Origin of the sequence: Pseudomonas sp. R1-15 (assembly GCF_051132085.1) — a bacterium.
Lineage (GTDB): Bacteria > Pseudomonadota > Gammaproteobacteria > Pseudomonadales > Pseudomonadaceae > Aquipseudomonas.
Genome location: NZ_CP071660.1, coordinates 6031750 through 6046974, shown reverse-complemented (window position 1 = coordinate 6046974; position 15225 = coordinate 6031750). Strand labels below are relative to the sequence as shown.

14 protein-coding genes are annotated in these 15225 nt (G+C 58.1%); 6 read left to right on the top strand and 8 right to left on the bottom strand.

Translation table 11 applies throughout. The features are described 5' to 3' along the window. The first annotated feature begins 94 nt into the window (after positions 1-94). Positions 95-1317 (top strand): IS3 family transposase gene (locus J3P97_RS27485; protein ID WP_434673180.1). Its coding sequence is split into 2 segments (ribosomal slippage): positions 95-446 and positions 446-1317, totalling 1224 coding nucleotides; the frame shifts between segments, so codons are not numbered across the junction. A gap of 36 nt (positions 1318-1353) precedes the next feature. Here the strand turns inward: J3P97_RS27485 and J3P97_RS27480 are convergent. Then, positions 1354-2088, bottom strand: a complete 735-nt coding sequence (locus J3P97_RS27480; protein WP_434602338.1) for a response regulator transcription factor — start codon at positions 2086-2088, stop codon at positions 1354-1356. A 232-nt stretch (positions 2089-2320) separates the two neighbouring features. On the opposite strand from J3P97_RS27480, the gene J3P97_RS27475 reads away from it, so the two are divergent. Continuing rightward, positions 2321-3838, top strand: coding sequence for an ATP-binding protein (locus tag J3P97_RS27475; RefSeq protein WP_434673179.1), 1518 nt, complete (start codon positions 2321-2323; stop codon positions 3836-3838). A 167-nt stretch (positions 3839-4005) separates the two neighbouring features. On the opposite strand, the gene J3P97_RS27470 is transcribed toward J3P97_RS27475, so the two are convergent. From J3P97_RS27470 to glyQ, 4 genes are all read right to left on the bottom strand, one after another. Further along, entirely contained in the window at positions 4006-4785 is a 780-nt protein-coding gene (locus J3P97_RS27470) for a lysophospholipid acyltransferase family protein (RefSeq protein WP_434570714.1), read from the bottom strand. 80 nt (positions 4786-4865) lie between these two features. Continuing rightward, the gene (gmhB, locus tag J3P97_RS27465; protein ID WP_434673178.1) at positions 4866-5399 is read right to left on the bottom strand and encodes a D-glycero-beta-D-manno-heptose 1,7-bisphosphate 7-phosphatase; all 534 of its coding nucleotides are present in this window, start codon (positions 5397-5399) and stop codon (positions 4866-4868) included. 3 nt (positions 5400-5402) lie between these two features. Then, positions 5403-7457 carry a glycine--tRNA ligase subunit beta gene (glyS, locus tag J3P97_RS27460; protein WP_434626906.1) on the bottom strand — a complete coding sequence of 685 codons (2055 nt, stop codon included), beginning with the start codon at positions 7455-7457 and terminating at the stop codon, positions 5403-5405. After that, positions 7454-8407: a glycine--tRNA ligase subunit alpha gene (gene glyQ / locus J3P97_RS27455; protein WP_434673177.1), complete on the bottom strand. Its 954-nt coding sequence runs from the start codon at positions 8405-8407 to the stop codon at positions 7454-7456. The genes glyS and glyQ overlap by 4 nt, the downstream gene beginning before the upstream one ends. Positions 8408-8488: 81 nt before the next feature. Here glyQ and J3P97_RS27450 point away from each other — a divergent pair, with 81 nt between their 5' ends. The 3 genes from J3P97_RS27450 (at position 8489) to J3P97_RS27440 (ending at position 11151) form a co-directional block, all read left to right on the top strand. After that, positions 8489-9046, top strand: coding sequence for a DNA-3-methyladenine glycosylase I (locus J3P97_RS27450; RefSeq protein WP_434673176.1), 558 nt, complete (start codon positions 8489-8491; stop codon positions 9044-9046). A 43-nt stretch (positions 9047-9089) separates the two neighbouring features. Beyond that, a complete protein-coding gene (locus tag J3P97_RS27445; RefSeq protein WP_434673175.1) occupies positions 9090-9977 on the top strand; it encodes a lysophospholipid acyltransferase in 888 nt (295 codons plus the stop codon). 385 nt (positions 9978-10362) lie between these two features. Continuing rightward, positions 10363-11151 carry an SDR family NAD(P)-dependent oxidoreductase gene (locus tag J3P97_RS27440; protein ID WP_434673174.1) on the top strand — a complete coding sequence of 263 codons (789 nt, stop codon included), beginning with the start codon at positions 10363-10365 and terminating at the stop codon, positions 11149-11151. A 195-nt stretch (positions 11152-11346) separates the two neighbouring features. On the opposite strand, the gene J3P97_RS27435 is transcribed toward J3P97_RS27440, so the two are convergent. Next, positions 11347-11670, bottom strand: coding sequence for a hypothetical protein (locus J3P97_RS27435; protein WP_434602334.1), 324 nt, complete (start codon positions 11668-11670; stop codon positions 11347-11349). A gap of 33 nt (positions 11671-11703) precedes the next feature. Next, a complete protein-coding gene (locus tag J3P97_RS27430; RefSeq protein WP_434673173.1) occupies positions 11704-12123 on the bottom strand; it encodes an organic hydroperoxide resistance protein in 420 nt (139 codons plus the stop codon). 510 nt (positions 12124-12633) lie between these two features. Between J3P97_RS27430 and J3P97_RS27425 the strand changes: the two genes are divergently transcribed. Continuing rightward, on the top strand, positions 12634-13173 hold the full coding sequence (locus J3P97_RS27425; protein ID WP_434673172.1) for an N-acetyltransferase: 540 nt from the start codon (positions 12634-12636) through the stop codon (positions 13171-13173). A gap of 268 nt (positions 13174-13441) precedes the next feature. Here J3P97_RS27425 and J3P97_RS27420 read toward each other — a convergent pair whose 3' ends face one another. Further along, positions 13442-14566 (bottom strand): diguanylate cyclase, encoded by a 1125-nt coding sequence (locus J3P97_RS27420; protein ID WP_434673171.1) that lies wholly within the window; start codon positions 14564-14566, stop codon positions 13442-13444. Positions 14567-15225: the final 659 nt, after the last annotated feature.

The following is a 15225-nucleotide window of genomic DNA, read 5'->3' as shown; positions in this document are numbered from 1 at the left end:
GAAAAAGGCCAACGCTCATGCGTTGGCCTTTTTTTATGCTATGTCTCGTCCTGAATAAGGTTTACACCTTCTGACCTATCCTCAGGAGGAACCAATGGAATCAGGAAAAAGGCGCAGTCAGCGTGACTACACGCTGGGCTTTAAATTGGCGGTCGTCGATCAAGTTGAAAAGGGCGAACTGAGTTATAAAGAGGCTCAACGGCGTTATGGGATTCAGGGTCGGTCGACTGTGTTGGTGTGGTTACGCAAGCATGGACGGCAGGACTGGAGTCAAGGCGCCTCCATTCGTGCCCAGAGGAACCGACCGATGGCCGAGCCAAATTTGCCGCTGACACCAGAGCAGCGAATCAAGGAGCTGGAAGAAAAGCTGGCCCTTGCCAACCAGAAAGCCCAATTTTTTGAAGCTGTCGTTGACGTGCTGAAAAACGATTACGGTGTTTCTGTCGTAAAAAAGCGATCCGGCAAGTCCTCACCCAAGGGCAAATCGAAGGCCTGAGCATTACCAGGGCTTGCCAGTTTCTAGGCATCTCTCGGCAGGCCTACTACAAGCGCAATCGAGCTTACGACGCACAAGCCAGACATACGCAAAGAGTGCTGGGATTTGTGTTGGAGACTCGTCTTGAAATGCCCCGGTTGGGCACTCGTAAGCTGCATGGCCTTATGCAAGCCGAACCTGAACTGACGCGAACGGTAGGTCGAGATCGGTTGTTCGATATCTTGCGAGACCATCGACAACTGGTCCTACGCAAACGCGCTTATCACAAGACTACCGATAGTCATCATCGCTTCCGTCGACATCCGAATCGGCTCAAACCCGGCCCTGACCAAGTCACTGCCACGGGTCCTGAACAGGTATGGGTAGCAGATATAACCTACTTGCCTACCGAACAAAGCGTCGCTTATGTGAGCCTGGTCACTGATGCGTTCTCGCGCAAAATAGTCGGCCATCATGTGCATGAAAGCCTGCATACCGAGTCAGTCATCCAGGCAATGACCAAAGCCCTTCGGCATCGAAGAAGCAATCAGCCGCTGGTACATCACTCTGATCGGGGCTCGCAATACTGTTCTGATCTCTACCAGAGGCTGCATGCCAAGCACGGCATCAAATGCTCGATGACTGATGGCTATGACTGCTACCAGAACGCCCTAGCGGAACGGGTGAATGGGATTCTGAAAACGGAGTTTCTTTTACACCGTCCCAAAGACCTTGCCCAAGCCAAGCGCGTGGTCGAGGAGTCGATAGAAATTTATAACCGTAAGCGACCTCATTTGGCTCTGAAATACAAAACGCCCGATGCGGTGCATCGGGCGCTTTGAGATGAAACAGGTGTAAACCTATTTCAGGACTAGACACTAACTGGCTACCGAAGCCTCACTCCCCGCCGCAACGCTCTCCAACCGATACCCATACCCGTAGATCGTCAACAATTGCCAGCCGCGATCTGCGGTCAGCCCGAGCTTGTTGCGCAGGCGATAGATGTGGGTATCGAGCGGGCGCGACGAGGTCATTTCTTCATGGGTCCAGAAGCGCTCATAAAAGTACTCCCGTGACAGCGGCCGACCCAGGTTGGCGAACAGGCAGCGGGCCAGGCGGTATTCCCGTTCAGTCAGGCTGATGGGAATGCCGGCGCGGGTGACGGTCAATTCGGCGTCGTCGAATTCCAGGTCATTGAATATCAGCACTTCAGTGGCCGGAACGCGTTGCAGGTTATGGCGCCGCAGCACCGCGGTGACCCGGGCCTTGAGCTCGTTGGGACGGAAGGGCTTGCTGACGTAGTCATCGGCACCGGCGTTAAGCGCCTGGACGATGTCGTGCTCGCCGTCGCGGCTGGTGAGCATGATGGCTGCGGGTGGCGAGTCCATGTGCTCACGTGTCCAGCGCAGCAAGGACAAGCCACTGATGTCAGGTAATTGCCAGTCCAGGATCAACAGGTCAAACGTTTCCCTGCGCAGTTGTCGCAACAGGTCTTCACCCCGTTCGAAACTGTGCAGTGTCCAGGCGGGCTCTCCCCTACCGGGAATTTGCTGCAGTGTCTGTTCCACCCGGCGCAACTCCGCCGGTTCATCGTCCAGTATGGCGACACGCATGGAATGCGATTCCTTGGTTCCAAGAATAACGGACATTCTCAGCTGGCATTCAAAAGCAGCCGGTGGCTGGTTCGTCGTCGTTGAGGTGTCACTGGCTGCGACAATACCGGCTCGCGATGCGAAGTGAAAGGCAGCCGCATTGCCATCATCAAGTCCGTTATAGTCTTGGCCGCAGCTGTGAGCTGGAGGCTGCCCGCATGTATAAACCGTCCGATCTTCCGCCAAGGTATTTATGAACCCTCCGCGTCGCCGTGAAAGCCGTGAACCGACCCAGGTGCAGCGATTGTTCCGACAATTGAGGCGTGAAGGATTGTGGATAAGTCTGTTGTTGCTACCAATGACCGCGCTGGTTTCGTTCAGTCTGCAATCGGCACGCAACGGGCCGGGCGCAGCATTGCTGTCGGTGTGTCTGGTTGCCTGTGTATTGGGTTTGCTGCTGTTGCGCCCGCACTTCGCATTGAGCGCGACGTTGGGCGGAATGGGCCTGGCCCTGCTACTCAGCGCATTGCTGGGTGCGCAGGGGTGGACGTGGTCGCCGGTGGCCAGCCTGTTGGGCATGCTGCTGGGTTATCTGGTCTGGAACTGGCGGCGCCTGAGCGTGGTGTTGGCTTATTTCGGCTGGGAGCTGGCGCGCCTGGATGCGGAACCCAAGGTCTTCCCGGAACGCCGGCGCGCTTCCTACACCGGCAGTGATCGCTTGCAGGGCCAGATCATGGCCTTGGAACAAGCCATGAGCCGAACCCGGGACACGCGCCGATTTATTGCCGACGGCCTGGAGTACCTGCCGGTAGCAACGATGATCAGTGATCCACAGGGCAACCTGTTGCTGGGTAATCGCAAGGCTCGCGAGTTGTTCGGTCACGCTTTGGCGGGCAGTGATGTGCTGGAGGAATTAGCGCGGTTGGGTTATCCGGCATTGGTCCACTCCCCGGCCCACCGGTTGTCCACGTTACCACTGGTTGAATTTCGCGATACCCGCGAGCGCAGCTTGCGACTGGAACGTGCCGCGCTGTTGCCGGTGGACGGTGATGTGCCCATAGGCTGGTTGCTCAGCCTGACTGATCTGAGCGCTGAACGGGAAGCCGAAGAGCAGCGCAGCGTCATGCTTCGTTTTCTCTCCCACGATTTGCGCGCGCCCCATTCGGCGATCCTGGCTCTGCTCGATGTGCAGCGGCATCAGGCCGGTGCCGACAAGCCGCTATTCGACCAGATCGAGCGCCAGGTGCGCCGCGCCCTGGAATTGACCGATGGGTTTGTGCAGTTGGCCAAGGCCGAGTCCGAGGCTTATCAGTTCCAACCGACCCTATTCGCCATGCTGGTCCTGGACGTGATCGACCAGGCATTGCCTGTTGCCCAAGCCAGGAATATTCGGTTGGAGCACCAACTCGACGAAGAAGAAGCGCTGATCAGCGCTGATCAATCCCTGCTGACCCGCGCCCTGTTCAACTTGTTGGAGAACGCCATCAAGTACAGTGCGCCCGACACGTGTATAGCGTTGCAGGTCCGTTGTGCCCAGGGCTGGTTGACGTGTGACGTCGTTGATCAGGGCAAGGGCATCGGCGCGCAGGAACTGCCGGATCTGTTCGTCCAGTACCGACGGTTTTCCTCGGCCCATGGGGTGGATGGCATCGGTTTGGGGCTGTCGATGGTCAAGGCGGTCGTGGACCGTCATGGTGGGCAAATCGATTGCCGTAGCGTGGTAGACGAAGGCACTACGTTCAGCCTGCGCTTTCCGTTGTTGGAGGAATAAAAAAAGATCGCGGCCTTGGTCAGGCGGCGACCTTTTTCAGTGCGCTATAAAAACTTATGCACCTCGTACAAGGTTTTAGGTGTTTAAGAAATATGTATTAAAAACATCAGGTTAGCTGTTAAAACTGACGAAATCAGAAAAAACGGTACACAGGTTATCCACAATTCTTAGACAGCCAACTTGTCCGGCGTCGCCGGCGCAGCAGGGGCCGGAGGAAGCGAGCCCAATTCCCGTTGCGTCTGTTCATTCCAAGCCTGTACACGGTCGTTCAGCTCGGCAATCGCGCGCGGCCCACTGCCCTCTGCATACATGGGGGCGCCGATGACCACGGTGATAACGCCTGGTGTTCTGACCCAGCCGGCCTTGGGCCAGAATTTGCCCGCATTGTGTGCAATCGGTAGTACTGGCAGGCCGGCGTTTACCGCCAATGCGGAGCCACTGCGGGAAAACTTGCCGATGGTCCCGTAAGGTACGCGGGTGCCCTCGGGAAAAATCAGTACCCAAACGTTGTCCTTGAGCAGCACATCGCCTTTTTGCGCTACCTGCTTGAGGGCAACCTTCGGGTTGTCACGGTCGATGGCAATCGGGCGCAGCATCGCCATGGCCCAGCCGAAGAACGGTACGAACAGCAGCTCGCGCTTGAGCACCTGGCTCAACGGTTCGAAATAAGCCGAGAGAAAGAAGGTCTCCCAAGTGCTCTGGTGGTTGGACTGGATGACACAAGGGCGCTCAGGCACATTCTCGGCACCTTTCACTTCGTAGCGGATGCCCAGAAACACCTTGCTTAGCCAGAGTGCGCAACGGCACCAGTAAACATTGATGAAGCGGTAGCGCGTCCTGAACGACATGAACGGCGCGACAAAAAAACTCAACGTGCACCACAACAAGGAACTGGTGCCCAGCAGCAGGTAAAAGAGGAAGCTTCTGATGGCCTGCAATATCGACATAGCGGCGTTTACCATTGCGGGCAATGCCCGCCTGTTCAAGCGCTTCCCGAACAATCCTTGATCAGGATGTCTTGGGAGCTCTAATTGTGGATAAGTTCAGCGGCAACCGCCGCCAGGTCGTCAAAAATCAAGGTGCCCACCGGTAGGGTCTTGCCCAGAGTCTTTTCGCCTTTTCCGGTCTTGACCAAAACTGGCTGACAATCGACGGCCTTCGCCGCCTCCAGGTCACCGAGGCTGTCGCCGACAAACCACACGCCCGACAGCGCAACGTCATAGTGAGCGGCGATGGTTTTCAGCATCCCGGGCTTGGGCTTGCGGCAATCGCAGCCCTCGTCCGGCCCATGTGGGCAATAAACGATCAGCCCGATATCACCGCCCTGCCCGGCCACCAGCTCACGCAAGCGTTCATGCATGGCGTCGAGGACGGCGAGTTCGTAGTAACCGCGGGCAATGCCCGACTGGTTGGTGGCGACCGCCACCGTCCAGCCGGCCTTGCTCAACTGCGCGATGGCCTCGATGGAACCGGGGATCGGCAACCACTCCTCCACCGACTTGATGTAAGCGTCGGAGTCGTAATTGATCACTCCGTCCCGATCGAGAATCAGCAGTTTCAAGACTTACCCCAGCAGCGAAATATCGGCAACACCGAGGAACAACCCACGCAGACGCGCCAGTAGCGCATAGCGGTTGGCTCGCACATTGGCGTCTTCGGCATTGACCATCACCGCTTCGAAAAACGCATCCACCGGTTCACGCAATGCTGCCAGGCGCGCCAGGGTTTCGCTGTACTGACGCGCCGCCGCCATCGGCTGGACTGCCTGGTCCGCCTGCTGGATCGCCGAGTACAGGGAGAACTCATTGGCGTTGTCGAAGTACTTGGCTTCAACGACGGCCGCAATGTTGCCTTCGGCCTTGCTCAGCAGGTTCGACACGCGCTTGTTCACCGCCGCCAGCGCTGCCGCTTCCGGCAGTTTGCGGAACGCCTGCACTGCCTGGACGCGTTGGTCGAAGTCTAGAGCCGAGCCCGGTTTCAGGGCTCGCACCGACAGGTAGGTCGCGACGTCGACACCTTCGTCTTCATAACGCGCACGCAGGCGGTCGAAAATGAATTCCAGCACCGCGTCGGCCAGGCCGGCAGCCTTGACCTTGCTGCCGAACGCATTCACGGCGAAGGCCACGGCGTCGTTCAGGTCCAGGTCCAGCTGCTTGTCGATGAGGATGCGCAGCACGCCCAGCGCTGCGCGACGCAGTGCGTACGGGTCCTTGCTGCCGGTGGGCAGCATGCCGATACCGAAGATGCCGACCAGGGTGTCGAGCTTGTCGGCGATCGCCACGGCCGCACCGGTCAGGGTGGTCGGCAATTCAGCGCCGGCGCCACGCGGCATGTACTGTTCGTTCAGCGCCAGGGCAACATCCTGCGGCTCGCCGTCGTTGAGGGCGTAGTAGTAACCGGCGATACCTTGCATCTCCGGGAACTCACCGACCATCTCGGTGGACAGGTCGCACTTGGACAGGATGCCCGCACGTGCCGCGCGCTGGGCATCGCCGCCGATGCGTGGAGCGATGAAGGCTGCCAGTTTCGACACGCGCTCGGCCTTGTCGTAGACGCTGCCGAGTTTTTCCTGGAACACCACGTTGCGCAGGCGCTCGTTGAAGCTTTCCAGAGGCTGCTTCTTGTCTTGCTTGAAAAAGAACTCGGCATCGGTCAAACGCGGGCGTACGACTTTTTCGTTACCAGCGATGATCTGCTGCGGGTCCTTGCTTTCGATGTTGGCCACCGTGATGAAGCGCGGCAGCAACTTGCCTTCGGCGTCCAGCAGGCAGAAGTATTTCTGGTTGTCCTGCATGGTGGTGATCAGCGCTTCCTGGGGCACTTCAAGGAAGCGTTCCTCGAACGAGCACACCAGTGGCACCGGCCATTCCACCAGCGCGGTCACTTCGTCCAGCAGGTTGGCCGGCACGATAGCCGTGCCTTCCTGGGCGGTCGCCAGTTCTTCGGTGCGTTTGCTGATCAGCTCGCGGCGCTCGTTGGAATCGGCCAATACATAGGCAGCGCGCAGGTCGGCCAGGTAATTGGCCGGCGACGTGATACGTACGCTCTGCGGATGATGGAAACGGTGACCGCGAGAATCACGACCGGCCTTCTGGGCGAGGATCGTGCAATCGATGACCTGGTCACCGAGCAGCATCACCAGCCATTGGGTCGGACGCACGAACTCTTCCTTGCGCGCAGCCCAGCGCATGCGCTTGGGAATCGGCAAGTCATTGAGGGAGTCTTCGACGATGGTCGGCAACAGGCTGGCGGTCGGCTTGCCCTTGATGCTCTGGCTGTAGCGCAGCTTCGGGCCGCTCTGGTCGATTTCGCTCAGATCGACGCCGCACTTCTTGGCGAAGCCCAGGGCGGCCTGGGTCGGGTTACCGTCGGCATCGAACGCGGCTTGCACGGGCGGGCCGTCGAGGTTGATGCTGCGGTCCGGCTGTTGCGTCGCCAGGGCGGTGATCAGCACGGCCAGGCGGCGCGGCGCGGCGTAGACGTGCTTGGTTTCGAAGTTCAGGCCAGCGGCTTGCAGGCCTTTCTCGATGCCGGCCAGGAATGCATCGGCCAGGGTGTTCAGGGCTTTGGGTGGCAGTTCTTCGGTGCCCAGTTCAACCAGAAAATCTTGAGCACTCATTGTGCAGCCTCCAGCTTAGCCAACACTTCATCACGCAGGTCCGGGGTCGCCATCGGGAAGCCCAGCTTGGCACGGGCCAGCAGGTAGGCTTGCGCGACGGAACGCGCCAGGGTGCGCACACGCAGGATGTATTGCTGGCGCGCGGTCACGGAAATCGCCCGGCGTGCATCCAGCAGATTGAAGGTATGAGATGCCTTCAAGACCATTTCATAACTCGGCAGCGGCAGCGGCTGGTCCAGTTCGATCAAGCGTTTGGCTTCGCTTTCATAGAAATCGAACAACTCGAACAGCTTGTCGACGTTGGCGTGTTCGAAGTTGTAGGTCGATTGCTCCACTTCGTTCTGATGGTACACGTCGCCATACGTCACTTTGCCGAACGGACCGTCGGCCCATACCAGGTCGTAGACCGAATCCACGCCTTGCAGGTACATGGCCAGGCGTTCCAGGCCGTAGGTGATCTCACCGGTCACCGGGTAGCATTCGATGCCGCCCGCTTGCTGGAAGTAGGTGAATTGGGTCACTTCCATGCCGTTGAGCCAGACTTCCCAGCCCAGGCCCCAGGCGCCCAGGGTCGGTGATTCCCAGTTGTCTTCGACGAAACGAATGTCGTGCACCAGCGGGTCGAGGCCCACATGTTTGAGGGAGCCCAGGTACAGCTCTTGGAAGTTTTCCGGGTTCGGCTTCAGCACGACCTGAAATTGGTAGTAATGCTGCAGGCGGTTCGGGTTTTCGCCGTAGCGGCCGTCAGTCGGGCGGCGGCTTGGTTGCACATAAGCGGCGTTCCAGGTTTCCGGGCCGATGGCACGCAGAAACGTGGCAGTGTGGAAAGTGCCGGCGCCTACTTCCATATCGTAGGGCTGAAGTACCACGCAACCTTGCTCGGCCCAGTATTGCTGGAGGGCGAGGATCAAGTCTTGGAAGGTACGCACGGCTGGCGTAGGCTGGCTCACGAAATTCACCTGTTTCTTGGGCTGCGATTTAAAGAGCGGGAGTATACCCGATTCGTTCGTGCGCACGCCCCCTGGAGCCTTATGCCACGCTGCTTTTGGTGTTCCGAAGATCCGTTGTACATGGCTTATCACGATCAGGAGTGGGGGACGCCGCTGCGCGATGCGCAGGGTTTGTTCGAGTTGCTTCTGCTCGAAGGGTTCCAGGCCGGTCTGTCCTGGATCACCGTTTTGCGCAAACGCGAACGTTACCGGGAAGTGCTCTACGGCTTCGATGTACAACGGGTGGCGCAGATGAGCGACGCCGAAATCGATGAACTGATGCTAGACCCTGGCATTATCCGCAACCGCCTCAAGCTCAAGGCGGCGCGGCGCAACGCCCAGGCCTGGCTGGCGCTGGAAGACCCGGTGGCATTCCTCTGGTCGTTCGTAGGCAACCAACCGATCATCAACCATTTCAAGGACCGCACCGAAGTGCCGGCCATCACCCCCGAGGCACTGGCGATGAGCAAAGGCCTGAAAAGAGCCGGGTTCACCTTCGTCGGCCCGACCATCTGCTACGCCTTGATGCAGGCCTCGGGCATGGTCATGGACCACACCCAGGATTGCGACCGCTACGCCGAGTTGGTAAACGGCGGTTAGAATAGCCGGCTCGCAACACGGCCCATGAATTCAGGAGTGACCTGTGGATAAGTTGAAAGGCGCCTTGCTGGTCGGCGCTCTGCGGTTGTTTGCGCTGCTCCCTTGGCGAGCGGTGCAGGCGGTGGGCTCGGGCATTGGCTGGCTCATGTGGAAATTACCCAACCGTTCCCGCGACGTGGTGCGGATCAACCTCGCCAAGTGTTTTCCCGAGATGGACCCGGCCGAGCGCGAGCGCCTGGTGGGCCAGAGCCTCAAGGACATCGGCAAATCCCTGACCGAAAGCGCCTGTGCCTGGATCTGGCCGGCCCAGCGCTCCATCGAACTGGTGCGCGAAGTCGAAGGCCTGGAAGTGCTGAAAGAAGCGCTGGCCTCCGGCAAAGGCGTGGTCGGCATCACCAGCCACCTGGGCAACTGGGAAGTGCTCAACCACTTCTATTGCAGCCAGTGCAAACCGATCATTTTCTACCGCCCGCCCAAGCTCAAGGCGGTGGATGAGTTGCTGCAGAAGCAACGCGTGCAACTGGGCAACAAGGTCGCGGCGTCCACCAAGGAAGGCATCCTCAGCGTCATCAAGGAAGTGCGCAAGGGCGGCCAGGTGGGGATCCCCGCCGATCCGGAGCCGTCCGAATCCGCCGGCATCTTCGTGCCCTTCTTCGCCACCCAGGCCCTGACCAGCAAGTTCGTGCCGAACATGCTCGCCGGCGGCAAGGCGGTCGGCGTCTTCCTCCATGCCCTGCGCCTGCCGGACGGCTCCGGCTACAAAGTCATCCTCGAAGCCGCCCCGGACGAGATGTACAGCACCGACACCGAAACCGCCTGCGCCGCCATGAGCAAAGTGGTCGAGCGTTATGTACGGGCCTACCCGAGCCAGTACATGTGGAGCATGAAACGCTTCAAGAAACGCCCGCCGGGCGAGGCGCGGTGGTACTGAAGACCTGCTCTGGACGGCGCGCCACGAAACCCTGTGGGAGCGAGCTTGCTCGCGATAGCGGCCTGACCTTCGCCACATAACTGACTGACCCCACCCTCCCCGTGGCGAGGGAGCTTGCTCCCGCTGGGCTGCGCACCGGCCCTTCATCGATATGCACAACATCAACCGGTGGGAGCGAGCCTGCTCGCGAAAAGATATTCACCCATACATCACCATCGCGAACGAACTCCAACGCATCGGTGCCGCTCTCAATCATTAGCTGAGGACAGGCGCAAATCATCAATCGTGTCCATGATGAGTACCTGCGATATCCGGGGGGCCGGCGTATTGCCCGGCCCAAAATATCGCCTTGCCTCTTTGATCCATCAATGAAGGAGTCACGCTCATGAACATCGACTTCACCGGACGTAACGTATTGGTCACCGGCTCCACCAGCGGCATCGGTTTTGCGACCGCCAAAGGTTTTCTGGAAGCCGGTGCCCAGGTCGTCATCAACGGGCGCAGCGAAAGCAGCGTGGAGGACGCGTTGCAGCGCCTGGGCAATCTTGCTTCCAGGGCGACAGGCTTTGTTGGCGATCTCAGCAACGAACCTGGCTGCCAGGCGTTGATCGCCAAGCATCCAAGTTTCGATATCGTCATCAACAACCTGGGCATTTTCAAGCAGGAAGACTTCTTCGAGACGCCGGACAGCGAATGGCAGCGTTTCTTCGAAACCAACGTGATGTCGGGTGTGCGTGTTTCCAGGGCCTACGCGCAGGGCATGGTCGAGCGTGGTTGGGGGCGGATAGTGTTTGTCTCGTCGGAGTCGGGCGTGAACATTCCGGCCGACATGATCCACTATGGCTTCACCAAGACCGCCCAGCTTTCAATCGCTCGTGGCCTGGCCAAACGCCTCGCGGGCACGGGCGTGACGGTGAACTCGGTATTGCCTGGACCGACACTGTCCGAAGGCGTTGCCAAGATGCTCCAGGCGGACGTCGAGCGCAGCGGGGAAAGCCTGGAAAAGGTCGCGGCAGATTTCGTCAACGAGCACCGCAGCACCTCGATCATCCAGCGCGCGGCACGGGTAGAGGAAGTCGCCAACATGATTATCTATGCCAGCTCGGAACAGGCCTCGGCCACCACCGGAGCGGCGCTGCGAGTTGACGGCGGTGTGGTGGACAGCATCGTTTAGCTGCGTTGCCAAGAGCATGGCAAGTGTCCTTGCTCCGGTTCCCATGACGCCATGCAAAAAAGCGCCGCTTCCTCATCCGAGAGAAGCGGCGTTTTTTCTTTTGGAAGCAACATTGGTTGATTCGACCAACTTTCGGAACGTTGAAGGGATTGGTTCAGCCCACCCCTGTTTTGCAGTGGATCCGAGCCCCTTCGGCTAGCCGTTCTCGCCCAGGCGATCCGAGCCAACTTCGGCTACCCGTAACTCGATCAGACGATCGGAACCACCTTCGGCTACGCGTTTCTCGATAAGACGATCGGAGCCGCCTTCCGCTACCCGGTTTTCGATCAGGCGATCCGAGCCGCCTTCGGCTATGCGTTTCTCGATCAGCCGATCGGAGCCACCTTCGGCTATTCGTTTTTCGATCAGGCGATCCGAACCGCCTTCAGCGAATGTAGGTTGAACAAAAGAAGTCGCGAACGCATTGCCGAGCGACAGTGCCAGAAGCGAGCCAACGAGTGTTTTGTTGAAAGTGTTCATGTCCAGATCCTTATTTATTCGTAGATGAGTGAGTTAGACGGCGACGTGCAAACGGACGTCGACGTTGCCGCGGGTCGCGTTGGAGTACGGGCAAACCTGGTGAGCGGCGTCGACCAGCGCTTGAGCATCGGCTTGATCCAGACCTGGCAGGCTGATGTGCAGGTCGATGTCCAGACCGAAACCGCCAGGGATCTGGCCGATGCCGACGTGTGCCGTGATCGAGGCGTCAGCCGGAATGCTGCGTTTGCTTTGGCTGGCGACAAATTTCAATGCGCCGATGAAGCAGGCGGAGTAGCCGGCTGCGAACAACTGCTCAGGGTTGGTGGCTTCACCACCGGCACCGCCCAAGGCTTTTGGGTTAGCCAGTTTCACGTCGAGGATCTTGTCGCTGGAAACAGCACGGCCATCACGGCCACCGGTGGAGGTTGCGACTGCGGTGTAGAGAACGTTCATGGGTGTTTTCCTTTTTCCTGATGGGTCTGATTGAGTTTTGATCGCGCTAAATGTTTGTGCGCTAACCAGTGGCGTTAAAATTAACGTCCAAATACTTTGTGCGCAAGATAAATTTTCAGGAATATTCACGTTTTTATTTAATTTATTGATTTCAAAAGAAATTTATTTTTAGAATTAACGGCGCCAACCCGCATGAGCGGAGGGAGCCAGAGGAAAGGAAGTGGCGAGGGCTGGCAGAACCAGCGCAATGGCAGCTTTCGGAGAGATGGATTCACAAGCACAACGATTGTTTCTTGATCGTATCCACGCCCCACGTGGGAATGCTGCCAGGGGAAGCTCCACGTTCCGCTTCTGACGCTGAGCGTGGGAAGGACCCGCCGACCAAATACGCCCTTACCGGACCACATATATATGAGCCTTTGCCTACAACCACATCGGAACCAGCCTGCTTGTATGTCTTGCTCCTGGGCTCTATCGTCTTTTTGCTCTGCCCGTCATCGTGTTCACCCCATGAAACGACCCTGCATCAGCAACTTCAAACATCAAATATTCCGCTCTACCGCAATGCAACTCGCTAAAGAGTTTTTGGGGGATGATCCTGGAGCGCTAGCGGAGAAAGGTATCGACGTTGAGCGGATAAGATACGAGCCGATTACCCGAGAGGCACTTGACCAATGCTATCTATGGGGCCCTGAGGCCCAACTTTATCCATGGGAGGATATTCCTGGCTGGAAGATTCGCGACGGGAAGGCGTTTGACCTTTCTCTATGGTATGACCAGGAGTTATGTGGGCTTTGTTTTGCCACGCCCAAATCAAGCACCTTGTCGATCAAGGTTGTCCTCTTGGAGGGCAAGCCGGACGCCAATCACCCTTTAAAAGGTGAAGTTGCCGGTTTGGTCTTGATTGCGATCAGCCGATACGCGCGAATGCTGAAGCTCCACGAGATAGAGATTTTTGAGCCCGACCCTGGAGCCGTCCCATGGTATCTGTACCTAGGCTTCGATTTCGACGACCAGCGGCGCCTTGTTATAGCGGTGAACCAGGCTTAACATGAACCCAAATTTATTGTGAGTTTTCCATGAAGGCTTCCAAGCGAACTCCAAAACCATTACTTGCAGCTCAATACCAAGCGGAAGCTCGCCGTCTGGCTGGTTGCGCGACCAGTATTGAGCGCCAATTCTTGTCGGCTAGCCTCGCCAAGGGTAGGGAGCATGAACCGGTCGGTCGAATGGCCGGTGCCAGAGTCTGATTTCTGCTGGTATTGATAAAAAAACCGCCTGATTGGCGGTTTTTTTTATCTGGGCAAAGCCAACCCGGCTAAGCAACGGCCACTTGATTACGCCCCAGCGCCTTCGCTCGATACAGGGCTTTATCCGCATCGTTCATCAGGCTGTGCAGATCCTTATTGCAAGCCCCCGTCGATGCGACGCCGAGACTGGCTGATATGCAGTGAACAGGCTCAATCATCAAGCCAGCGATCGTATCGATGAGCTGTTTTGCAATCTGAGTGGCGACTTCGATGGAAGTGTCTGGAAGCAAAATGGCGAACTCTTCGCCACCGAGCCGACCGTGGATATCCGTTGCCCGAAACGACGAGCTGATGACCACGCCCATCTGGCGTAGGACCTGGTCCCCGACCTGATGGCCGTAGGTGTCGTTGATGTGTTTGAAGTGATCCATGTCCAACATGACTGCGCACAACCCCAACCGGTTGGTTCTGCATTCGTCGTAAAGCTGCTGGGCATGCTCGAAAAAAGCCCGTCGACTTTTCAGGCCGGTCAGTTCATCGGTTTGTGCGGCGCGGGTTGAAATGCTGTTCGCCTGTTCCATCTCGCGGGTGAGTCGAAAAGCGGTTTCCAGTGCCTGGGACATTTTGTGGGTGGCGCGGGCAGCAAATGCCGCGAACACCAGGATCGAAAGCGCCATGCCGACTTGAATCGGCGACGGTTGGAACAGCAGCCAGACCGTGCACGGAAACAGCACCAGGCCAATGGAGAGCAGTGTCATGTCCCGGTAGGCGGAGTAACAGGACACCGCGCTGACAGTCATCCCCACGGTAAAAAGCATGACGAGAGCTTGCGAGAGGAGATCGTCTTGCGGCATCAAAACAAGCGCGCCACCGCCCCAGATGCTCGCGGACAACACCAGCGAGACCCAGTATCTGCGCTCCCAGCGTTGAGGCGTGCGCTGAACCTCGTCGCTGCGAAAATAGGCAACGAACATCGCGATCCGCAGCAGCGTCGATCCGCTTAATATGGCCAGCCACCAAACAACTGTGCTGTGCTCAAAGCGATCCCAACACAGCCAACACAACATGATGGCCGCGAGGTAACTACCAAACACCGCGGAAACGGATTGGCGAAACAGTTGCTGCAGTCGGTCAGTGCGCACTTGTCCGGCTATGCAAAAGTCCATGCCATTGCGAGATCTTGGGCCATCCATGTGATCCACCTGATCGTGAAGCCGCTAGAAAACGCGATTGTGGCACCCTGCCAGCAACGCAAACAACCGAATTACACCTGCACCCACGAGCTTTGCATCGTGGCGAGGGAATTCAGCCCCGCGGGGTTGCGCAGCAAGCCACCATTTCCCAGACTAAAACCGTCCCCGTGGCGAGGGAGCTTGCTCCCGTTGGCTGCGAAGCAGCCCCAAAACAAGCCGACGCATTCCTACAGACGAACCGCATGATCGGTTGCGACCGCTGCGCGGCCGAGCGGGAGCAAGCTCCCTCGCCACAGGGATCGGAGCTGAAAACGAAGCGCTGTTTATTCCCGCTCTGCCATCTTTCCATCAAGCTACACATCCTTGCGCCATTACCTACAACTACGCCAGAATCCTCCGGCTTGTGCGCCTTGCCCTCGGGTTCTATTGTCGTCCTGCCACTGCCCATCAGTGGTCGGGTTTAGTAGCTCGAGGTTGTGTCAGTAAGATGCACGAGTTCTCCATCGAGGTAGATTCCTACCTTGCACTTGATGGTAGCTGTGCGCAGGGCGCTTCGGCGCGCCGGCAATGCTGATCTCCCCGGTCTACTAACCTGCGTACAGCTGCCACCCTTCTTTTAGTAGGGAAGAGGTTGTGGCTTAACCTTGGAGTATCAGCTC